Source organism: Silanimonas sp., from assembly GCF_044377035.1.
Classification (GTDB): Bacteria; Pseudomonadota; Gammaproteobacteria; order Xanthomonadales; family Xanthomonadaceae; genus Silanimonas.
The window spans coordinates 1-14,198 of record NZ_JBILJW010000019.1; the positions used below are offsets into that span (position 1 = coordinate 1).

A 14,198-nucleotide genomic window follows, 5' to 3' on the forward strand; every position below is an offset into this window, starting at 1 on the left:
CGCCAGGGCCAGCGCAGGCGAGACGCCGCGGTAGCGCTCGACCATCTCGAGCAGGAAGCTCCGGGCGCGCGCAGGGTCGTCGCCGCGGTCGTAGGCCGCCAGCAGCGGCGGCAGCACTTCGGGAAGGAACTCGATGTCCTGGCGCGCGGCGCGCTCGTAGGCGCGGATCGCGGCGGCATCGTTGCCTTCGGCCAGTTCGATCTGTCCCTCCAACAGGGCGGCGCGCACGCTGTTGGCATCGGCAGCATGGGCGCGCTCGAGGTGCTGGCGGGCCAGCGCGCCGTCGCCCTTCAACCGCGCCTTCTCGGCGAGCTCGCATTCGAACTGGGCGATCAGCTTGCCCATCGGCTCGTGAGTGGCCTGCTCGTAGCGGCGCGCGTGGTCGATGGCCTGCTGCCAGTCCCGCTCGGCCTGGTAGATCGACATCAGGTGGCGTAGGGCCTGCGGCGCCGCCGAGCCCAGCTTCACCAGGTCGGCGAACAGGGTTTCCGCACGGTCCAGCAAGCCGGCGCGCATGTAGTCCTCGCCCAGCGCGAGGATGGCGCGCGTCTTCTGCTCGTCCGACAGGCCCGGCCGCGAGATCACGCTCTGGTGCAGGCGGATGGCGCGATCCACCTCGCCGCGACGGCGGAACAGCGTGCCGAGCGTGAACTGGGTTTCCAGCGTCTCCTTGTCGCGCTCGGCGATCTGCAGGAAGACCTCGATGGCCTTGTCCTGCTGTTCGTTCAGCAGGTAGTTCAGGCCGCGGAAATACGTGGCCGAGAGCTTCGAGATGCGGGCGCCACCGCGGCGCTCGCTGCCACGCTGCCCGAGGTACCAACCGGCCATGCCGATCACTGGCACCAGCAGCAGGATCCACCAAATGCTGATCATCCGGCCGACGCCTCGTCGTCTTCGGCCGCAGCGACCGGGGTGGACACCGTGCCACGGGACAGCAGGGCGGCGAGGCCACCCAGCAAGGCGCCGAGCAGCAGAACGGAAAGCAGTAGCAGGCCCAATGGCAGGGAGAACTCGATCCACAGCAGATCGAGATTCACGGCGTCCGCGTTCAAGGCGACGACACCGATGCCGAACGCGATGCAGAGGAAGGCCAGCAGGATGCGGATCAGACGCATGCGACCACGCCGTTGCGGAGGGATCGCAGGATTATCGACGGATCAGGGCGCTTCGGGAACCACGGGGTTCACGCGCTCGCGAAGTTCCTTGCCCGGCTTGAAGTGCGGGACGTACTTGCCCGGCAGCTCGACGCTCTCGCCGGTCTTCGGGTTGCGGCCCAGCCGCGGCGGACGGAAATGCAGGGAGAAGCTGCCGAACCCGCGCACTTCGATGCGCTGCCCGGTCGTGAGCGAGTCGCTCATCATCTCGAGCAGGGACTTGACCGCCAGCTCGACGTCTTCGGGCTTGAGATGGGGCTGGCGGAGCGCCAACGCCTCGATCAGTTCGGACTTGGTCATCGATCCCTTCGACGGCCGCATTCAGGGGCAGCGGCCCGGGCGAACCCGGGCCGCCGTTGTCGCTTCGATTACTCGCGGTTGCCCAGCTGCTCGCGCAGCAGCGCGCCCAGCTTGGTGGTGCCGCTGGAGGCTTCCGCCGCCGACTTGTTGTACTCGGCGAGGGTCTCCTGCACTTCGGCCTCGTCCTTGGCGCGGATCGAGAGCTGCAGCACGCGGCTCTTGCGGTCCGTACCAACGATCTTGGCTTCGATGGTGTCGCCGACCTTCAGGTGCTGGCTGGCGTCTTCCACGCGCTCCTTGGCGATGTCCGAGGCGCGGATGTAGCCCTCGACGCCATCACCCAGGTCGACCGTGGCGCCACGGGCATCCACTTCCTTGACGGTGCCGTTCACGATCGCACCCTTCTGGCGCTGGGCCACGAAGGAACCGAACGGGTCCTGCTCCATCTGCTTGATGCCCAGCGAGATGCGCTCGCGCTCCGGGTCCACGGCGAGGACGACGGCCTCGACGGTGTCGCCCTTCTTGAAGTTGCGGACGATGTCTTCGCCGGTGGTGTTCCAGCTGATGTCCGACAGGTGGACGAGGCCGTCGATGCCGCCTTCCAGGCCGATGAAGATGCCGAAGTCGGTGATCGACTTGACCTGGCCCGAGACCTTGTCGTTCTTCTTGTTCATCGCCGCGAACGCTTCCCACGGGTTCGGCGTGCACTGCTTCATGCCGAGCGAGATGCGGCGACGCTCCGCGTCGACGTCCAGGATCATGACCTGGGTCTCGTCGCCCAGCTGGACGACCTTCGACGGGTTGACGTTCTTGTTGGTCCAGTCCATCTCCGACACGTGGACGAGGCCTTCGACGCCCGGCTCGATCTCGACGAACGCGCCGTAATCAGTGACGTTCGAGACCTTGCCGAACACGCGGGCGCCGTTCGGGTAGCGGCGGGCGATGTTGTCCCACGGATCTTCGCCGAGCTGCTTCAGGCCGAGCGAAACGCGGTTGCGCTCGCGGTCGAACTTCAGCACGCGGACCTGCAGCTCGTCGCCGACGTTGACGACTTCCGACGGGTGGCGGACGCGCTTCCACGCCATGTCCGTGATGTGCAGCAGGCCGTCGATGCCGCCGAGGTCCACGAACGCGCCGTAGTCGGTGAGGTTCTTGACGACGCCGGTGACGATCGCGCCTTCCTGCAGGCGCTCGAGCAGCTGCTCGCGCTCTTCCGAGTGCTCCGACTCGACGACGGCGCGGCGCGACACGACCACGTTGTTGCGCTTGCGGTCGAGCTTGATGATCTTGAACTCGAGTTCCTTGCCCTCGAGGTAGACCGGGTCACGGACCGGACGGACGTCGACCAGCGAGCCCGGCAGGAACGCGCGGACGTCGCGGATGTCGACGGTGAAGCCGCCCTTGACCTTGCCGCTGATGCGGCCGGTGACGGTCTCGGCCTTTTCCATCGCCTCTTCGAGCTCGTCCCACACCATGGCGCGCTTGGCTTTCTCGCGCGACAGCACGGTTTCGCCGAAGCCGTTCTCGAGCGAGTCCAGCGCCACCTTGACGGTGTCGCCGACGCTGACTTCGAGCTCGCCGGCTTCGTTACGGAACTGTTCGATCGGGACGATGCCCTCGGACTTCAGGCCGGCGTTCACGACGACGACGTCGTTGCGGATCTCGACGACGACGCCCGAAACGATGGCGCCCGGCTTCAGCTTGTTGAGCGCGGTCTGGCTCTGTTCGAACAGTTCGGCAAATGATTCGGTCATTGGAGTTTCTCTGGTTGGACATCAGGCTTTCGTCCGCATTCCTGCGCGACGCGCCCACCTGCAGTGCATCTTTCGATGCGTGGGAAAACCGGCGCGCGGAATGCGTGCCGGAGCGGTTCTTCGGTACGTGGTCCCGGCGGACGATGCGCGCCGTCGTGGGCCCTCAGGGCCGTCGCATCGATTCGGGAACGAGCGCCAGGACGTGCTGGACCACCTCGCCGATCGACCGACCGGTGGAATCCAGGAAAAGCGCATCGGGTGCGGGTTTCAGGGGCGCCACCGCACGGCTGGCATCGCGTTCGTCGCGAGCCGAGATTTCGTGCAGAAGACTGTCGAAATTAACAGAAACTCCCTTTTCCTTCAACTGCTTATGGCGCCGATGGGCGCGCTCTTCGGCGCTGGCGGTCAGGAAGACCTTGAAGGGAGCATCGGGGAAGATGACCGTACCCATGTCGCGGCCGTCGGCCACCAAGCCGGGATCAGCGCGGAAACTGCGCTGAAGGTCGGTCAACGCGCTGCGAACAGGCGGGTGAGCAGCAATCGCCGAAGCCGCGGCACCGGCGGTTTCCATGCGCAGCTGGTGGGTCGCGTCCTTGCCGTTGACCCAGACCTTCGGCTCGCCCTCACCGTCGCCGTCGAAGCGGATGACGGTCCGCGATGCGCAAGCGGCCACGGCTTCGGCGTCCGAGAGGTCGATCTGCTCCCAAGCGGCGGCCAGGCCGACCGCGCGATACAGGGCGCCGGAATCGAGGTAATGCCAGCCCAAGGCGTGGGCAACCATCCGGCTGACGGTGCCCTTGCCCGAACCCGATGGCCCGTCGATGGTGAGGACGGGCGCGGGCGCGCCGGCGGCGGTGGCCGGATCGCGGCCGCGGGAGGTCGAAGGACTCATGCGGGGCGGCAGTCTACGCGAGTCGCAGCCCGAACCCGACCCCACGCGCCAGCGCATCGAAGCCCGGGAAGGAGGTTGCGACGTTGGCGATGTCGTCGATCCGGACCTCGCCCTCAGCGCACTGCGCGGCAATGGCCAGGCTCATCGCGATGCGGTGGTCGCCGCGGCTGTCGGCCTGTCCGCCCCGGAGCCGCCCGGCTCGAGCCTCGCTGGGCGTGGCGGTGGCATTGGCGGTGAAGCCGCTGCCGGTAATCACGGCACCGTCGGGCGTTTCGTCGATGACCGCCCCGAGGGCACGAAGGCCTGCGGCCATCACTGCGATGCGGTCGGACTCCTTCACCCGAAGCTCGGCCGCGCCGCTGACGACGGTCGTGCCTTCGGCGAGCGCAGCGGCCGTGAACAGGGCCGGGAACTCGTCGATCATGTCGGGAACCAGCGCTTCCGGGATCGCCGCGCCACGCAGGCGGGCGGCCCGGACCTCGATGTCGGCGACCGGCTCGCCCCCCTGCTCGCCCGCTGCACGAACCACCAGATCGGCCCCCATCAGGCGCAGCGCCTCGAGGAGCCCCGTGCGTCGCGGGTTCACGCCCACCCGTTCGAGCACAAGGTGCGAACCGGGGATGACGCTGGCGGCAACGAGGAAGAAGGCAGCCGAACTGAAGTCGGCCGGGACGTCGACCGAGGCGGCCATGAGCGGTCGACCAGGGCGCAACGTGGCGATCCCCGGCGCGAAGTCGATGTCCGCACCGAAGGCCGAGAGCATCCGCTCGGTGTAGTCGCGGGTCGGGTGCGGCTCGCGGACGGTCGTCGGACCGCTCGCGTACAGGCCGGCCAGGAGGATCGCCGACTTCACCTGCGCGCTGGCCACAGGGCATTCATAATCAATGCCTTGCAAAACATTGTTCGCGTGGATTCGAAGCGGAGGCAGGCCGCCTTCGCTGTCGATCCGCGCCCCCATTCGCGCCAGCGGGTCGATGACCCGGCGCATCGGGCGCTTGCTCAGGGACGCATCACCCACCAGCACGCTGTCGAAGGCCTGGCCCGCCAGCAGGCCGGCCAACAGGCGCATGCCCGTGCCGGCGTTGCCGCAGTCCAGGGGCCCCTCCGCGGCTCGGAGGCCGTGCAGCCCGACGCCATGGACGATGCGCACCCCCTCGCCGGATGCCTCGATGCGGACGCCGAGGCGTTGCAGGATGGCCGCCGTGGCGATGGTGTCCTCGCCTTCGAGGAAGCCCGTGATGCGGGTGGTGCCTTCCGCCAGCGCGCCGAGCATGACCGAGCGGTGGGAGACGGATTTGTCACCGGGGACGCGGAGCCGCCCGGTCAGCGGACGGCCCGCGGCAGCGATCCAGGACACGCTGCCGCCGCTCATGCGGAAGCTCCCGCGCCGGGTGCCGTCAGGCCGGCCTCGGCAACGACGGTATCCAGGGCCATCAGCAGCCGCGCGTTCTGCTCAACCTTCCCCACGGTGATGCGCAGGCACTGCGGCAGTCCGTAGCCGCGCATCGGCCTCACGACGATGTCGCGGGCCAGCAGGCCGCGATCGACCGCGGCGGCGGTCTCCGGCGTGCCGAAATCGACCAGCAGGAAGTTGGTCTGCGAGGGGTGCACGAACCAGCCTCGGTCCCTCAGTTCGATGGCCAGCGCCTCGCGGTTGCCGGCCGTCTCGTGCAGCACCGTGGCGATGTGCGCCTCGTCCTTCAACGCCGCAGCGGCGGCCACGAGACCGGGGCTGTTGACGTTGAAGCTCTCCCGCACGCGCTCCATGACCGCCACGATCCCCGGGTCGGTCACCAGCGCGCCAACGCGCAGCGCCGCCAGGCCGTGCAGCTTCGAAAAGGTGCGCGTCACCAATAGATTCTGATACTTACGAAGCAGACTTAAAGCGGATTCGCAGCCGGGCTGGGCGAGGAACTCGCCGTAGGCCTCGTCCAAGACCACCAGCGTGTCCGGCCCCGCCGCCTGCAGCAGGCGTTCGATCTGGGCCGTGGTCAGCCAGGTGCCGGTCGGGTTGTTCGGGTTGGCCAGCATCACGAGGCCGTGGGCCGGCGTCAGGGCGGCGATCATCGCCTCGATGTCGTGGCCGCGCGGCTGGGTCGGGTGGTCCTTCGGCAGGGCCTCGACCACATCCAGGCGGGCATTCGCCGCCTGCGCGGCCAGCGGGTAGACGGCGAAGCAGTAGCGCGACACCAGCACCGGGCGCTCGGGCCCGGCGAAAACCTGGGCGACCTGCATCAGCAGCTCGTGGGTGCCGTTGCCGAGCAGCAACTGCTCGCGCGCCACTCCGAAGGCCTCCGCCAGAGCGTGCTTGAGCACCCCCCCGCGCGGGTCCGGATAGAGCTCGAGCGTATCGAGCTCCGAGCGCAGGGCGGCCATGGCCAGCAGGCTGGGGCCCCAGGCACTCTCGTTGCCGCCGAGCTCGAGGAGCCCCTGATCACCCGCGTTGTTCCGCAGGGCGACGATGTCGTGGCCGGGGTCGTAGCTGGCGAGACCTCGGATGCCCGGGCTAGCCAGGGCGCCGAAATCGCGCCCCATCAGAGCACCGCCACCGGGTACGAGCCGAGGATCTTCACCGTGGAAGCGAACGCGCCCAGCTGCTGGAGGGCGGCCTGCATCTCCGGCTGGTCCACGTGGCCGGAAACGTCGATGAAGAAGGCGTACTCCCAGCGACGCGTGTGCGCCGGGCGCGATTCGATGCGGTTCAGCGACAGGCCGACGTCGGCGAAGGGCTTGAGGATGCCGAACAGCGCGCCCGGCTGGTCGTTGACGAAGACCAGCAAGGAGGTGCGGTCGTGGCCACAGGTCGGCAGAAGCTCGCGGCCCAGGACCAGGAAGCGCGTGGTGTTGTCGGCGCGGTCGTTGGCCGGGCCAGCGATCGTCTTCAAGCCGTAGACGTGGCCGGCCGATTCGCCCGCCAGAGCGGCGGCATCGTCGGCATTGCGGGCGCGGCGGGCCGCGTCGGCATTGCTCGGCGTCGGGACGAGTTCGGCCTTAGGGAGGTTCGCGCGCAGCCAGGCCTTGCACTGGGCCAGCGATTGCGGGTGCGCGTAAACGCGCTCGATGTCCTCGATGCGGCCGGTGCGCCCCAGCAGGTACTGGTGGATGCCCAGCTCGACTTCGCCGCAGATCTTCAGCGACGAGGTCAGGAACATGTCCAGCGTCGACTGGATGGTGCCCTGGCCGGAGTTCTCGACCGGCACCACGCCGAAATCGGCATTGCCGGCGTCGACCTCCTGGAACACCTCCTCGATGCTGGCCAGCGGCAGGCCCTTGGCCGAATGGCCGAAGTGCTTGTGCACCGCCTGCTGCGAGAAGGTGCCTTCCGGCCCCAGGTACCCCACCTTCAGCGGCTCCTGCTGGGCGAGGCAGGCCGACATGATCTCGCGGAACAGGCGCACCAGCACCTCATCCGCGAGCGGCCCTTCGTTGCGGTCGACGACGCGGCGCAGCACCTGCGCCTCGCGCTCCGGGCGGTAGTAGTCGACGGCGGCCTTGAGCGGGCCCTTGGCCCGGCCGACCTGCTGCGCCCAACGGGCGCGCTCGGCGATGAGCTGCTGGATCGTCTCGTCGATCCCGTCGATGCGGGCGCGGACCTGGCCGAGGTCGAGCGGCGTGCCGCCCTCCCCGGCCGATGCTTGCGATTCGTCAGCCATGGCTCACCCGTGCCGCTTGGCGAAGTCGCCCATGAAGTCGACGAGGGCAGCCACGGCCTCGTGCGGCAGCGCGTTGTAGATCGAGGCGCGCATGCCACCGAGGTCGCGATGGCCCTTCAGCGCCAGCAGGCCGGCAGCCTCCGATTCCTTCAGGAAGGCGGCGTCGAGCGCGGCGTCCTTCAGCATGAAGGGCACGTTCATCAGCGAACGGGCGTCCAGCGCCACCGGGTTGCGGTAGAAGCCGCCACTGCCGTCGATGGCGGAGTACAGGGCCTCGGCCTTGCGGCGGTTGTTGGCTTCGAAAGCGGCCAGGCCGCCCTGCTCCAGCATCCACTCGAACACGAGGCCGGCCAAGTACCAGCTGAAGGTCGGCGGGGTGTTGAGCATCGAGCCCTGCGCCGCGTGCTCCTTGTAGCTGAGGATCTTGGCGCGCGACTGGCCGGCGCGCTCCAGCAGGTCCTTGCGGATCACCATCACGACCAGACCCGAGGGCCCGATGTTCTTCTGCGCGCCAGCGTAGATGACGCCGTACTTCGAAACGTCGATCGGACGCGACAGGATCGACGAGCTGAAATCGGCCACCAGCGGCACGCCGCCGGTGTCGATGGCATCGGGAAACTCGACGCCGTGGATCGTCTCGTTGGCCACGAGATGCACGTAGGCCGCCGAAGGATCGATGGCGTAGCTGCCCGCTGCCGGCAGGGTCGTGTAGTTCGAGCCCGCCGTGTCGGCGATGACTTGGACCGCGGCATGCGGCTTGGCCTCGCTGGCAGCCTTCTTGCTCCATGCGCCGGTGACGAGGTAATCGGCGCGCTGGCCGGCGGCGGCCAGGTTCATCGGCAGAAGGGCGAAGTGCGTGGTGGCGCCGCCCTGCAGGAACAGCACGGCGTAGTCGTCAGTGATGCCCATCAGCTTGCGGAGATCGGCCTCGGCCTTCTCGGCCACCGCGATGAACGCCTTGCCGCGGTGCGACACTTCCATCACCGAGGCGCGCTCACCGCCCCACTCGAGCAGTTCGGCCTGCGCCCGGCGCAGCACCGGCTCCGGAAGGACGGCCGGACCGGCACTGAAATTGAATCCCCGCGACATCACCACACCTCCCATGGACGAAAGAACGACGCTAGCACGCGTCGACATTCCGTCGACAGTAGGCAAGGGAATTAGAGTCGAATCTCGAAATGCCCGTTTGGGCATCAACGCGCCGCGGGATCAGCCCTTCGGCGCGTAGACGAAGAAGGCCGTCAGTGCAGCGGCCAGTGCGGCCGCGGCGGCGACCAAGAGGTACAGGCCGCTGAGGTCGCGCTTCGTCGCTGGCGTCGCCGGGGCCGCATGCGGCACGTTGATCGATGGCATGGAGGTCGGCGTCGAGGTGTCGCGGCGCGCCGGCACCGGTGTATCGCCCGCCTCGCCGCCCTTGCCGAGGCCGGGGGCCTCGAGGACGAATCGCTGGTCGCCGAGTTCCAACTGGTCGCCCTGCGCCAGCACGGCAGCCCGGACCGCATGCCCGTTGACCCGCACCAGCGCGGTCGGAGACAGCGTGCGTAGCACCGCCACGCCATCCTCGATGTCGATTTGCGCGTGGCGGTCCTGCAGGCCGGCGCCGTCGAGGCGGACGTCACTTCCGGCACCTCGCCCCAGCACGCGCGGTGACGCCAGCGGCAGCGAACGGCCGAACCACGCACCGCTGAGGCCACGCAATGACGCCTTCGGGACACCGGACGCGAGGCCATCGTCGGGTGCCCGGCGGCGGCTCGGCATCTCGGGGCTTGCGGGTGCCGGCGGCGGCTGGTCCGATTCCACACGCACCTGCACGCCAGCAAGGCACACGAGGTCACCGGCGCGAAGGAAGGCGATGCGCTTCACGGGCCGGGCGTTGACGATCACCGTGGCGTCCTGCGGCACGGTCAGCCAGCTGCCGCGTCGGCCGGTCGCGAAGACGGCATGCAAGGGCGAAAGACCCGCGATGGCGACGGTCGTCCCGCCGCCGGCGGCGCTTCCCACGCCGACCTGTCCGTGTTCGAGATTGACCGCGGCATGCTCGCCGTTCGGAAACGTCAGTCGCATTGGGCCTCCTGCGCGGCGAAAAGGTAACACAGGCTTCACGGGCTGGCCGGCGCGCCACGGCATGGCACAGAATCGCGGGCCAGGAGGGTCCCATGACCGACATCGACATCCGCCGCAGCCATGCGGTTCCGTTGAAGGAAGCGAAGGCCAAGGTGGAGCGCATCGCCGAACGCATCGCCGAGCGCTTCGACGTGGACTACGGCTGGAAAGGCAACACGCTGCTGTTCACCCGCAGCGGCGTGGAGGGGCAGATCGCGGTAAGCGCGAAAGAGGTGCACGTGATGGTGCGGCTCGGCTTCCTGCTGTTCGCACTGAAGGGGTCCATCGAGCGCGAGATCGACCGCGTGATCGAAGAGCAGTTCCGCTGAAGCCTGACTGCTCTGCCGCCGCCTAGGGGCGGAAAGGGTCGGGGTCACCGGCGAACAGGCGGCGGCTGACCTCCCCCTCGCCACGCGCCACGCGATCGAGGAAGCGGTCGGCGCCGTCGAGTTTCGCGAAGGCATCGAAGCCCCGCTCGAGGAAGCCCTGCAGCTCCGAAAGCCCGGCGGCGCGCGCCGGCAGCCGCGAAGCGCGAAGCAGGCGGTGGACGCCGTGGCGCTGCACGGCCGCGTCGAGACTCCGCCCCACCGACACCACCAGCGCGATCTGCCGACGGCGGAGCCGCGGCTGGCCGGCCTCGCGGTAGACCTCGGCGTAACGCGCCGCATCCAGCTTCGACAAACGTCGTCGGTCCATGGCCCGCACCATGCGCAGGTCGAGCGCGTGGCTCAGCACATGCAGCTCGATGGCGTCGCGAGCGGCGCGCAGCATGGTTTCCGGCAGCAGGTGGACCATGATCGGCATGATCCGATCGACGTCGCGGTCGCGGCCACTGAAGTCGCGGTCGGCGTAGAGGTCGCTCAGGAAGAACCGCCCCGCCGCGTGCATCTGCGGGTCCGCCAGCACGTCCGCGAAGCTGCGCTCCAGCCGCTGCGTCTGCCAGGCGCGCAGCACCGCGAGCCGCGGCGAGGCGTTCTCCTTTCGCACGGCCTGGAACGCTTCCGCACGCCAGTGCAGGCGGCGCGCGATGGCGGATTTCAGTCGGGCGCGATGGTGGGCGTCGTCGGTCATGGTGGCGGGCAGCCGTCGGGACACCGATCATGCGGCGGCCGTGACGCAGGCGCCAGAACGGCAGCCCGGGTTCGTGGGTAGAATCGGGAAGTTTCTTCACCGTCTGCGAATCGATGCTCGTCGTCCAGCCTGCCCAACCCCGAACGCCCAGCCAGGGCCGCATCGGCCTCGCCATCGCCGGCGGTGGCCCGACCGGGGGGATGTACGAGCTCGGCGCCCTGCGCGCGCTCGACCGCGCCATCGAGGGCCTCGACCTCACGCGGCTCGACTGCTACGTCGGCGTGAGCTCCGGCGCCTTCATCGCCGCCGGCCTCGTGAACCGCCTGAGCACCGAGGAGATGTGCCGGATCTTCCTCACCGGCGACGCCGACGTGCATTTCCGGCCGGAGATGTTCCTGAAGCCGGCCATCGGCGAGTACCTGCGCCGGGCGGCCAGCGCACCGAGCCTGCTGTTGAACTGGGCCCGTGAGTCGCTGGCCGACCCCGCCAACGCCTCGCTGGGCGAACTTCTCACGCGAATGGGCGGCGTGATCCCGAACGGCCTGTTCGACAACACCGATGTCGAGACCTTCCTGCGCCGCCTGTTCACGACCCAAGGGCGCAGCAACGATTTCCGCGAACTCGACCGCCCGCTCTACGTGGTCGCCGTCGACCTCGACAGCGGCAAGGCGGTGCGCTTCGGGTCTCGCGACTGGGACGACGTTCCGATCTCGCGCGCCGTGCAGGCCAGCGCCGCCCTGCCCGGCCTGTACCCGCCGGTGTGCATCCGCGACCACCACTTCGTGGACGGTGCCCTGCGTCGGACGATGCACGCCTCGGTGGCGCTCGACAAAGGCATCGACCTGTTGCTGGGCGTGAACCCCTTCGTTCCGTTCAACGCCAGCCGCGGGGGCAAGCGTCCCGCCGGCCTCGACCGACTCGCCGAGGGCGGCCTCCCGGTCGTGCTGTCGCAGACCTTCCGGACGCTGCTGCAGTCGCGCGTGCAGGTCGGGCTCGAGAAGTACGCCCGCCAGTACCCGGATACCGACCAGATCGTCATGGAGCCGGACGAGGACGATGGCGAGATGTTCTTCACCAGCGTCTTCAGCTACGACAACCGCGTGAAGGTCTGCGAGTACGCCTTCCGCGCCACGCTGAAGGACCTGCGCGAGCGCCGCGAGCAGTTGGGGCCGATGTTCGCCCGCCACGGCCTGCGGTTGCGCGACGAGATCCTCGATGCGCGCCACCTGTCGATTCTGGATGGCGTCGGGCGCCGTCGCCCGCAAACCGAAACCACGGCCCGGCTGCGTCGCTCGCTCGACGACGTCGAGGCCATGCTGCAGCGCGAGGCGCCCGCGGCGAAGCGGGCTGCCACGCGGCGTCGCGGCAGCGCGCGCAAAGCGCGGCCCTGAGCGCGGCTCTGGTGTGAATGCTCTAGGCACGCTCCCGAGACTGCGCGCACATCACGCTCACCCAAGGTGCAGGAAAGGCTCATGGCCAAGCTGAAAAAGACGACCCGCAAGTCCCCCTCGGCCGCGGCGTCCAACGCCGACCTCCAGGCCAAGGCCGAGCAGCTCTCCCGCGGCCTTGCCGATTCGGCGCAGCAGATCTGGCTGGCCGGCGTCGGTGCGTTCCAGCGCGCCCAGCACGAAGGCTCGAAGCTGTTCGACGCCCTGGTGAAGGAAGGCTCGACGATCGAAACCGCCACCCGCAAGCTGGCCACCGGCCGCGTCGATGCGGTTCGTGACGCCGTCGAGGAGCGCGTGGGCACCGTCCGCGAACGCGCCGTCGACACCTGGGACCGCCTCGAGAAGGTGTTCGAAGAGCGCGTTCAGCGCGCCCTGACCCGCCTCGGCGTGCCGAGCCGCGAGGACCTCGTCGAGCTCACCGAGCGCGTCGACCAGCTCACCCGCGCCTTGAAGCAGCGTGGTGCGGCCCCGGTCGCCAAGCCGGCTGCCAAGGCCCCGGCCAAGGCTGCGAAGAAGGCCGCCGCGAAGCCCGCCAAGAAGGCTGCCAAGAAGGCCGCCAAGCCGGTGAAGAAGGCGACGACGAAGGCCGCCGCCAAGCCGGCCAAGGCCCGAAAGGCCGCGCTCGCGCCGATCGCTGCCCCCGACGCGCCGCAGGGCTGAGCCCGGTTTCGCCCGCCGTCCTGGGGACGTAGGCTCCCTCCCCGCACACGGCCCCCGGATCGCGGGCACCCCAACGACACGACGCCTACGGGCGTCGTGTTTTTTTGTGCCCATCGACGGGCTACCCTCTGCGACCGCTCCAACCGCTGGCACCTATGTCCATCGTTGTTTCGATCCTCATCGCCGTCGCCGTCGCCGTGGCCCTCGTGCTCGGCAGCCGGCTGTGGTTCGACCGCGTGCAAAAGCGGGCCCATGCGCAACGCATCGGCATCGAGGCCCTCGACGTCCGCCGCTGGCGGGAAGCCCTCGACCTGCTCGTCCAGGCCCTCGCCAAGGACGGGTACACGCAGGCCGCAGAGGTCACCGGCCCAAGCGGGATGCCGCTCGCCGAGCGCCATCTTTCCCGCGGCAACAGCCGCGTATTGCTGATCTACAAGCACGGCACCAGCTACCTCATCGGCCCAGCCGCCTTGCTGGACGCCGAACGCCGCCGCCAGGAGGCGGAGATGGACGAGGTCATCGTGGCCACGCTTGGCAGCCTCGATGGCGACGCGCTCGCGCAGGCGGCCCGGATGAAGGTGGCTTGCCTCGACGGTCCGACCGTGTGGTCGAAGGTGCGGGACATCCTCGACAGCGGGACGCAGGAGGCGGTGGCCGCGGAGGCCGAAGCCCTGGTCGAACGTCCGCGGCGCCTGGCCACCATCGCCGCCTCCGTGCTCGGTCTCGGCATCGTGGTGTGGGGCGGCAACCTCGACCCGTCGTCGATCGCCTCGTTCGCGGCACCGGAGCCATCGCCGCCGATGGCGGCACCAGCACCGGCACCGGCACCCGCCGCTTCCGCAGGGGCGACGAGCGCCACGCCCACGCCGGCCAACCCCGCCTCCGCTGCCCCGCAAGCCATGGCCGCCAGCAGCGACGAGGAACGGCGTGGCGCACTGGCCAAGGCCATCACCGCGCTGCCGGAGGTCCAGCGGGCCAGTTGGTCCAGCGGCAGCACCATGATCGTCGCCTTGCGGCCCCGCATCAGCATCGACCGCGGCATGGAAGCGACCTGTGCGCTCACCGCCGATTATCCGTTCCTGCGGGACGTCCGCCTGCAGATGGAGGCCAGTGGCGGGACCGAGGTGCGCTGGCGCCGCTGCAACTGAGGCCCCCACCCCAGC

Annotated in this window: 15 protein-coding genes; 4 read left to right on the forward strand and 11 right to left on the reverse strand. The window is 69.2% G+C overall.

The window, feature by feature from the left end; all coding sequences use genetic code 11:
- The 10 genes from ACIQ6S_RS11020 to ACIQ6S_RS11065 form a co-directional block, all read right to left on the reverse strand.
- Window positions 1–873, reverse strand: an 873-nt coding sequence (locus ACIQ6S_RS11020; protein ID WP_397608410.1) for a lipopolysaccharide assembly protein LapB, incomplete at its 3' end; no start/stop codon positions are given.
- Window positions 870–1,115, reverse strand: a complete 246-nt coding sequence (locus ACIQ6S_RS11025) for a lipopolysaccharide assembly protein LapA domain-containing protein (protein WP_397608411.1) — start codon at window positions 1,113–1,115, stop codon at window positions 870–872. The genes ACIQ6S_RS11020 and ACIQ6S_RS11025, both read right to left, overlap by 4 nt.
- A 42-nt stretch (window positions 1,116–1,157) precedes the next feature.
- Window positions 1,158–1,454: an integration host factor subunit beta gene (locus ACIQ6S_RS11030; protein ID WP_397573540.1), complete on the reverse strand. Its 297-nt coding sequence runs from the start codon at window positions 1,452–1,454 to the stop codon at window positions 1,158–1,160.
- Between the two features lie 68 nt (window positions 1,455–1,522).
- On the reverse strand, window positions 1,523–3,208 hold the full coding sequence (rpsA, locus tag ACIQ6S_RS11035; RefSeq protein WP_397608412.1) for a 30S ribosomal protein S1: 1,686 nt from the start codon (window positions 3,206–3,208) through the stop codon (window positions 1,523–1,525).
- Between the two features lie 163 nt (window positions 3,209–3,371).
- Window positions 3,372–4,100, reverse strand: a complete 729-nt coding sequence (cmk, locus tag ACIQ6S_RS11040) for a (d)CMP kinase (protein ID WP_397608456.1) — start codon at window positions 4,098–4,100, stop codon at window positions 3,372–3,374.
- A 13-nt stretch (window positions 4,101–4,113) separates the two neighbouring features.
- Window positions 4,114–5,472 carry a 3-phosphoshikimate 1-carboxyvinyltransferase gene (gene aroA / locus ACIQ6S_RS11045; protein ID WP_397608413.1) on the reverse strand — a complete coding sequence of 453 codons (1,359 nt, stop codon included), beginning with the start codon at window positions 5,470–5,472 and terminating at the stop codon, window positions 4,114–4,116.
- Window positions 5,469–6,635 carry a histidinol-phosphate transaminase gene (gene hisC, locus ACIQ6S_RS11050; RefSeq protein WP_397608414.1) on the reverse strand — a complete coding sequence of 389 codons (1,167 nt, stop codon included), beginning with the start codon at window positions 6,633–6,635 and terminating at the stop codon, window positions 5,469–5,471. Before hisC ends, aroA begins: the two co-directional genes overlap by 4 nt.
- Entirely contained in the window at window positions 6,635–7,753 is a 1,119-nt protein-coding gene (pheA, locus tag ACIQ6S_RS11055) for a prephenate dehydratase (RefSeq protein WP_397608415.1), read from the reverse strand. Before pheA ends, hisC begins: the two co-directional genes overlap by 1 nt.
- A 3-nt stretch (window positions 7,754–7,756) precedes the next feature.
- Window positions 7,757–8,842: a 3-phosphoserine/phosphohydroxythreonine transaminase gene (serC, locus tag ACIQ6S_RS11060; protein ID WP_397608416.1), complete on the reverse strand. Its 1,086-nt coding sequence runs from the start codon at window positions 8,840–8,842 to the stop codon at window positions 7,757–7,759.
- 120 nt (window positions 8,843–8,962) lie between these two features.
- Window positions 8,963–9,817, reverse strand: a complete 855-nt coding sequence (locus ACIQ6S_RS11065; RefSeq protein ID WP_397608417.1) for an FHA domain-containing protein — start codon at window positions 9,815–9,817, stop codon at window positions 8,963–8,965.
- A 92-nt stretch (window positions 9,818–9,909) separates the two neighbouring features.
- Between ACIQ6S_RS11065 and ACIQ6S_RS11070 the strand changes: the two genes are divergently transcribed.
- The gene (locus ACIQ6S_RS11070; protein ID WP_297866290.1) at window positions 9,910–10,185 is read left to right on the forward strand and encodes a polyhydroxyalkanoic acid system family protein; all 276 of its coding nucleotides are present in this window, start codon (window positions 9,910–9,912) and stop codon (window positions 10,183–10,185) included.
- A 22-nt stretch (window positions 10,186–10,207) separates the two neighbouring features.
- Here the strand turns inward: ACIQ6S_RS11070 and ACIQ6S_RS11075 are convergent, their stop codons facing one another.
- Window positions 10,208–10,927, reverse strand: a complete 720-nt coding sequence (locus ACIQ6S_RS11075; protein ID WP_397608418.1) for an FFLEELY motif protein — start codon at window positions 10,925–10,927, stop codon at window positions 10,208–10,210.
- A 113-nt stretch (window positions 10,928–11,040) separates the two neighbouring features.
- Between ACIQ6S_RS11075 and ACIQ6S_RS11080 the strand changes: the two genes are divergently transcribed.
- From ACIQ6S_RS11080 to ACIQ6S_RS11090, 3 genes are all read left to right on the forward strand, one after another.
- On the forward strand, window positions 11,041–12,318 hold the full coding sequence (locus ACIQ6S_RS11080) for a patatin-like phospholipase family protein (RefSeq protein ID WP_397608419.1): 1,278 nt from the start codon (window positions 11,041–11,043) through the stop codon (window positions 12,316–12,318).
- Window positions 12,319–12,399: 81 nt separating this feature from the next.
- Window positions 12,400–13,035, forward strand: a complete 636-nt coding sequence (locus tag ACIQ6S_RS11085; protein ID WP_397608420.1) for a phasin family protein — start codon at window positions 12,400–12,402, stop codon at window positions 13,033–13,035.
- A 155-nt stretch (window positions 13,036–13,190) separates the two neighbouring features.
- Window positions 13,191–14,183 (forward strand): hypothetical protein, encoded by a 993-nt coding sequence (locus ACIQ6S_RS11090; protein WP_397608421.1) that lies wholly within the window; start codon window positions 13,191–13,193, stop codon window positions 14,181–14,183.
- Window positions 14,184–14,198 lie beyond the last annotated feature (15 nt).

Coding starts and splice junctions, on each gene's coding strand:
- ACIQ6S_RS11025 (WP_397608411.1), bottom strand. CDS start 1,115: ATGCGTCTGATCCGCATCCTGCTGGCCTTCCTCTGCATCGCGTTCGGC.
- ACIQ6S_RS11030 (WP_397573540.1), bottom strand. CDS start 1,454: ATGACCAAGTCCGAACTGATCGAGGCGTTGGCGCTCCGCCAGCCCCAT.
- rpsA (WP_397608412.1), bottom strand. CDS start 3,208: ATGACCGAATCATTTGCCGAACTGTTCGAACAGAGCCAGACCGCGCTC.
- cmk (WP_397608456.1), bottom strand. CDS start 4,100: ATGAGTCCTTCGACCTCCCGCGGCCGCGATCCGGCCACCGCCGCCGGC.
- aroA (WP_397608413.1), bottom strand. CDS start 5,472: ATGAGCGGCGGCAGCGTGTCCTGGATCGCTGCCGCGGGCCGTCCGCTG.
- hisC (WP_397608414.1), bottom strand. CDS start 6,635: ATGGGGCGCGATTTCGGCGCCCTGGCTAGCCCGGGCATCCGAGGTCTC.
- pheA (WP_397608415.1), bottom strand. CDS start 7,753: ATGGCTGACGAATCGCAAGCATCGGCCGGGGAGGGCGGCACGCCGCTC.
- serC (WP_397608416.1), bottom strand. CDS start 8,842: ATGTCGCGGGGATTCAATTTCAGTGCCGGTCCGGCCGTCCTTCCGGAG.
- ACIQ6S_RS11065 (WP_397608417.1), bottom strand. CDS start 9,817: ATGCGACTGACGTTTCCGAACGGCGAGCATGCCGCGGTCAATCTCGAA.
- ACIQ6S_RS11070 (WP_297866290.1), top strand. CDS start 9,910: ATGACCGACATCGACATCCGCCGCAGCCATGCGGTTCCGTTGAAGGAA.
- ACIQ6S_RS11075 (WP_397608418.1), bottom strand. CDS start 10,927: ATGACCGACGACGCCCACCATCGCGCCCGACTGAAATCCGCCATCGCG.
- ACIQ6S_RS11080 (WP_397608419.1), top strand. CDS start 11,041: ATGCTCGTCGTCCAGCCTGCCCAACCCCGAACGCCCAGCCAGGGCCGC.
- ACIQ6S_RS11085 (WP_397608420.1), top strand. CDS start 12,400: ATGGCCAAGCTGAAAAAGACGACCCGCAAGTCCCCCTCGGCCGCGGCG.
- ACIQ6S_RS11090 (WP_397608421.1), top strand. CDS start 13,191: ATGTCCATCGTTGTTTCGATCCTCATCGCCGTCGCCGTCGCCGTGGCC.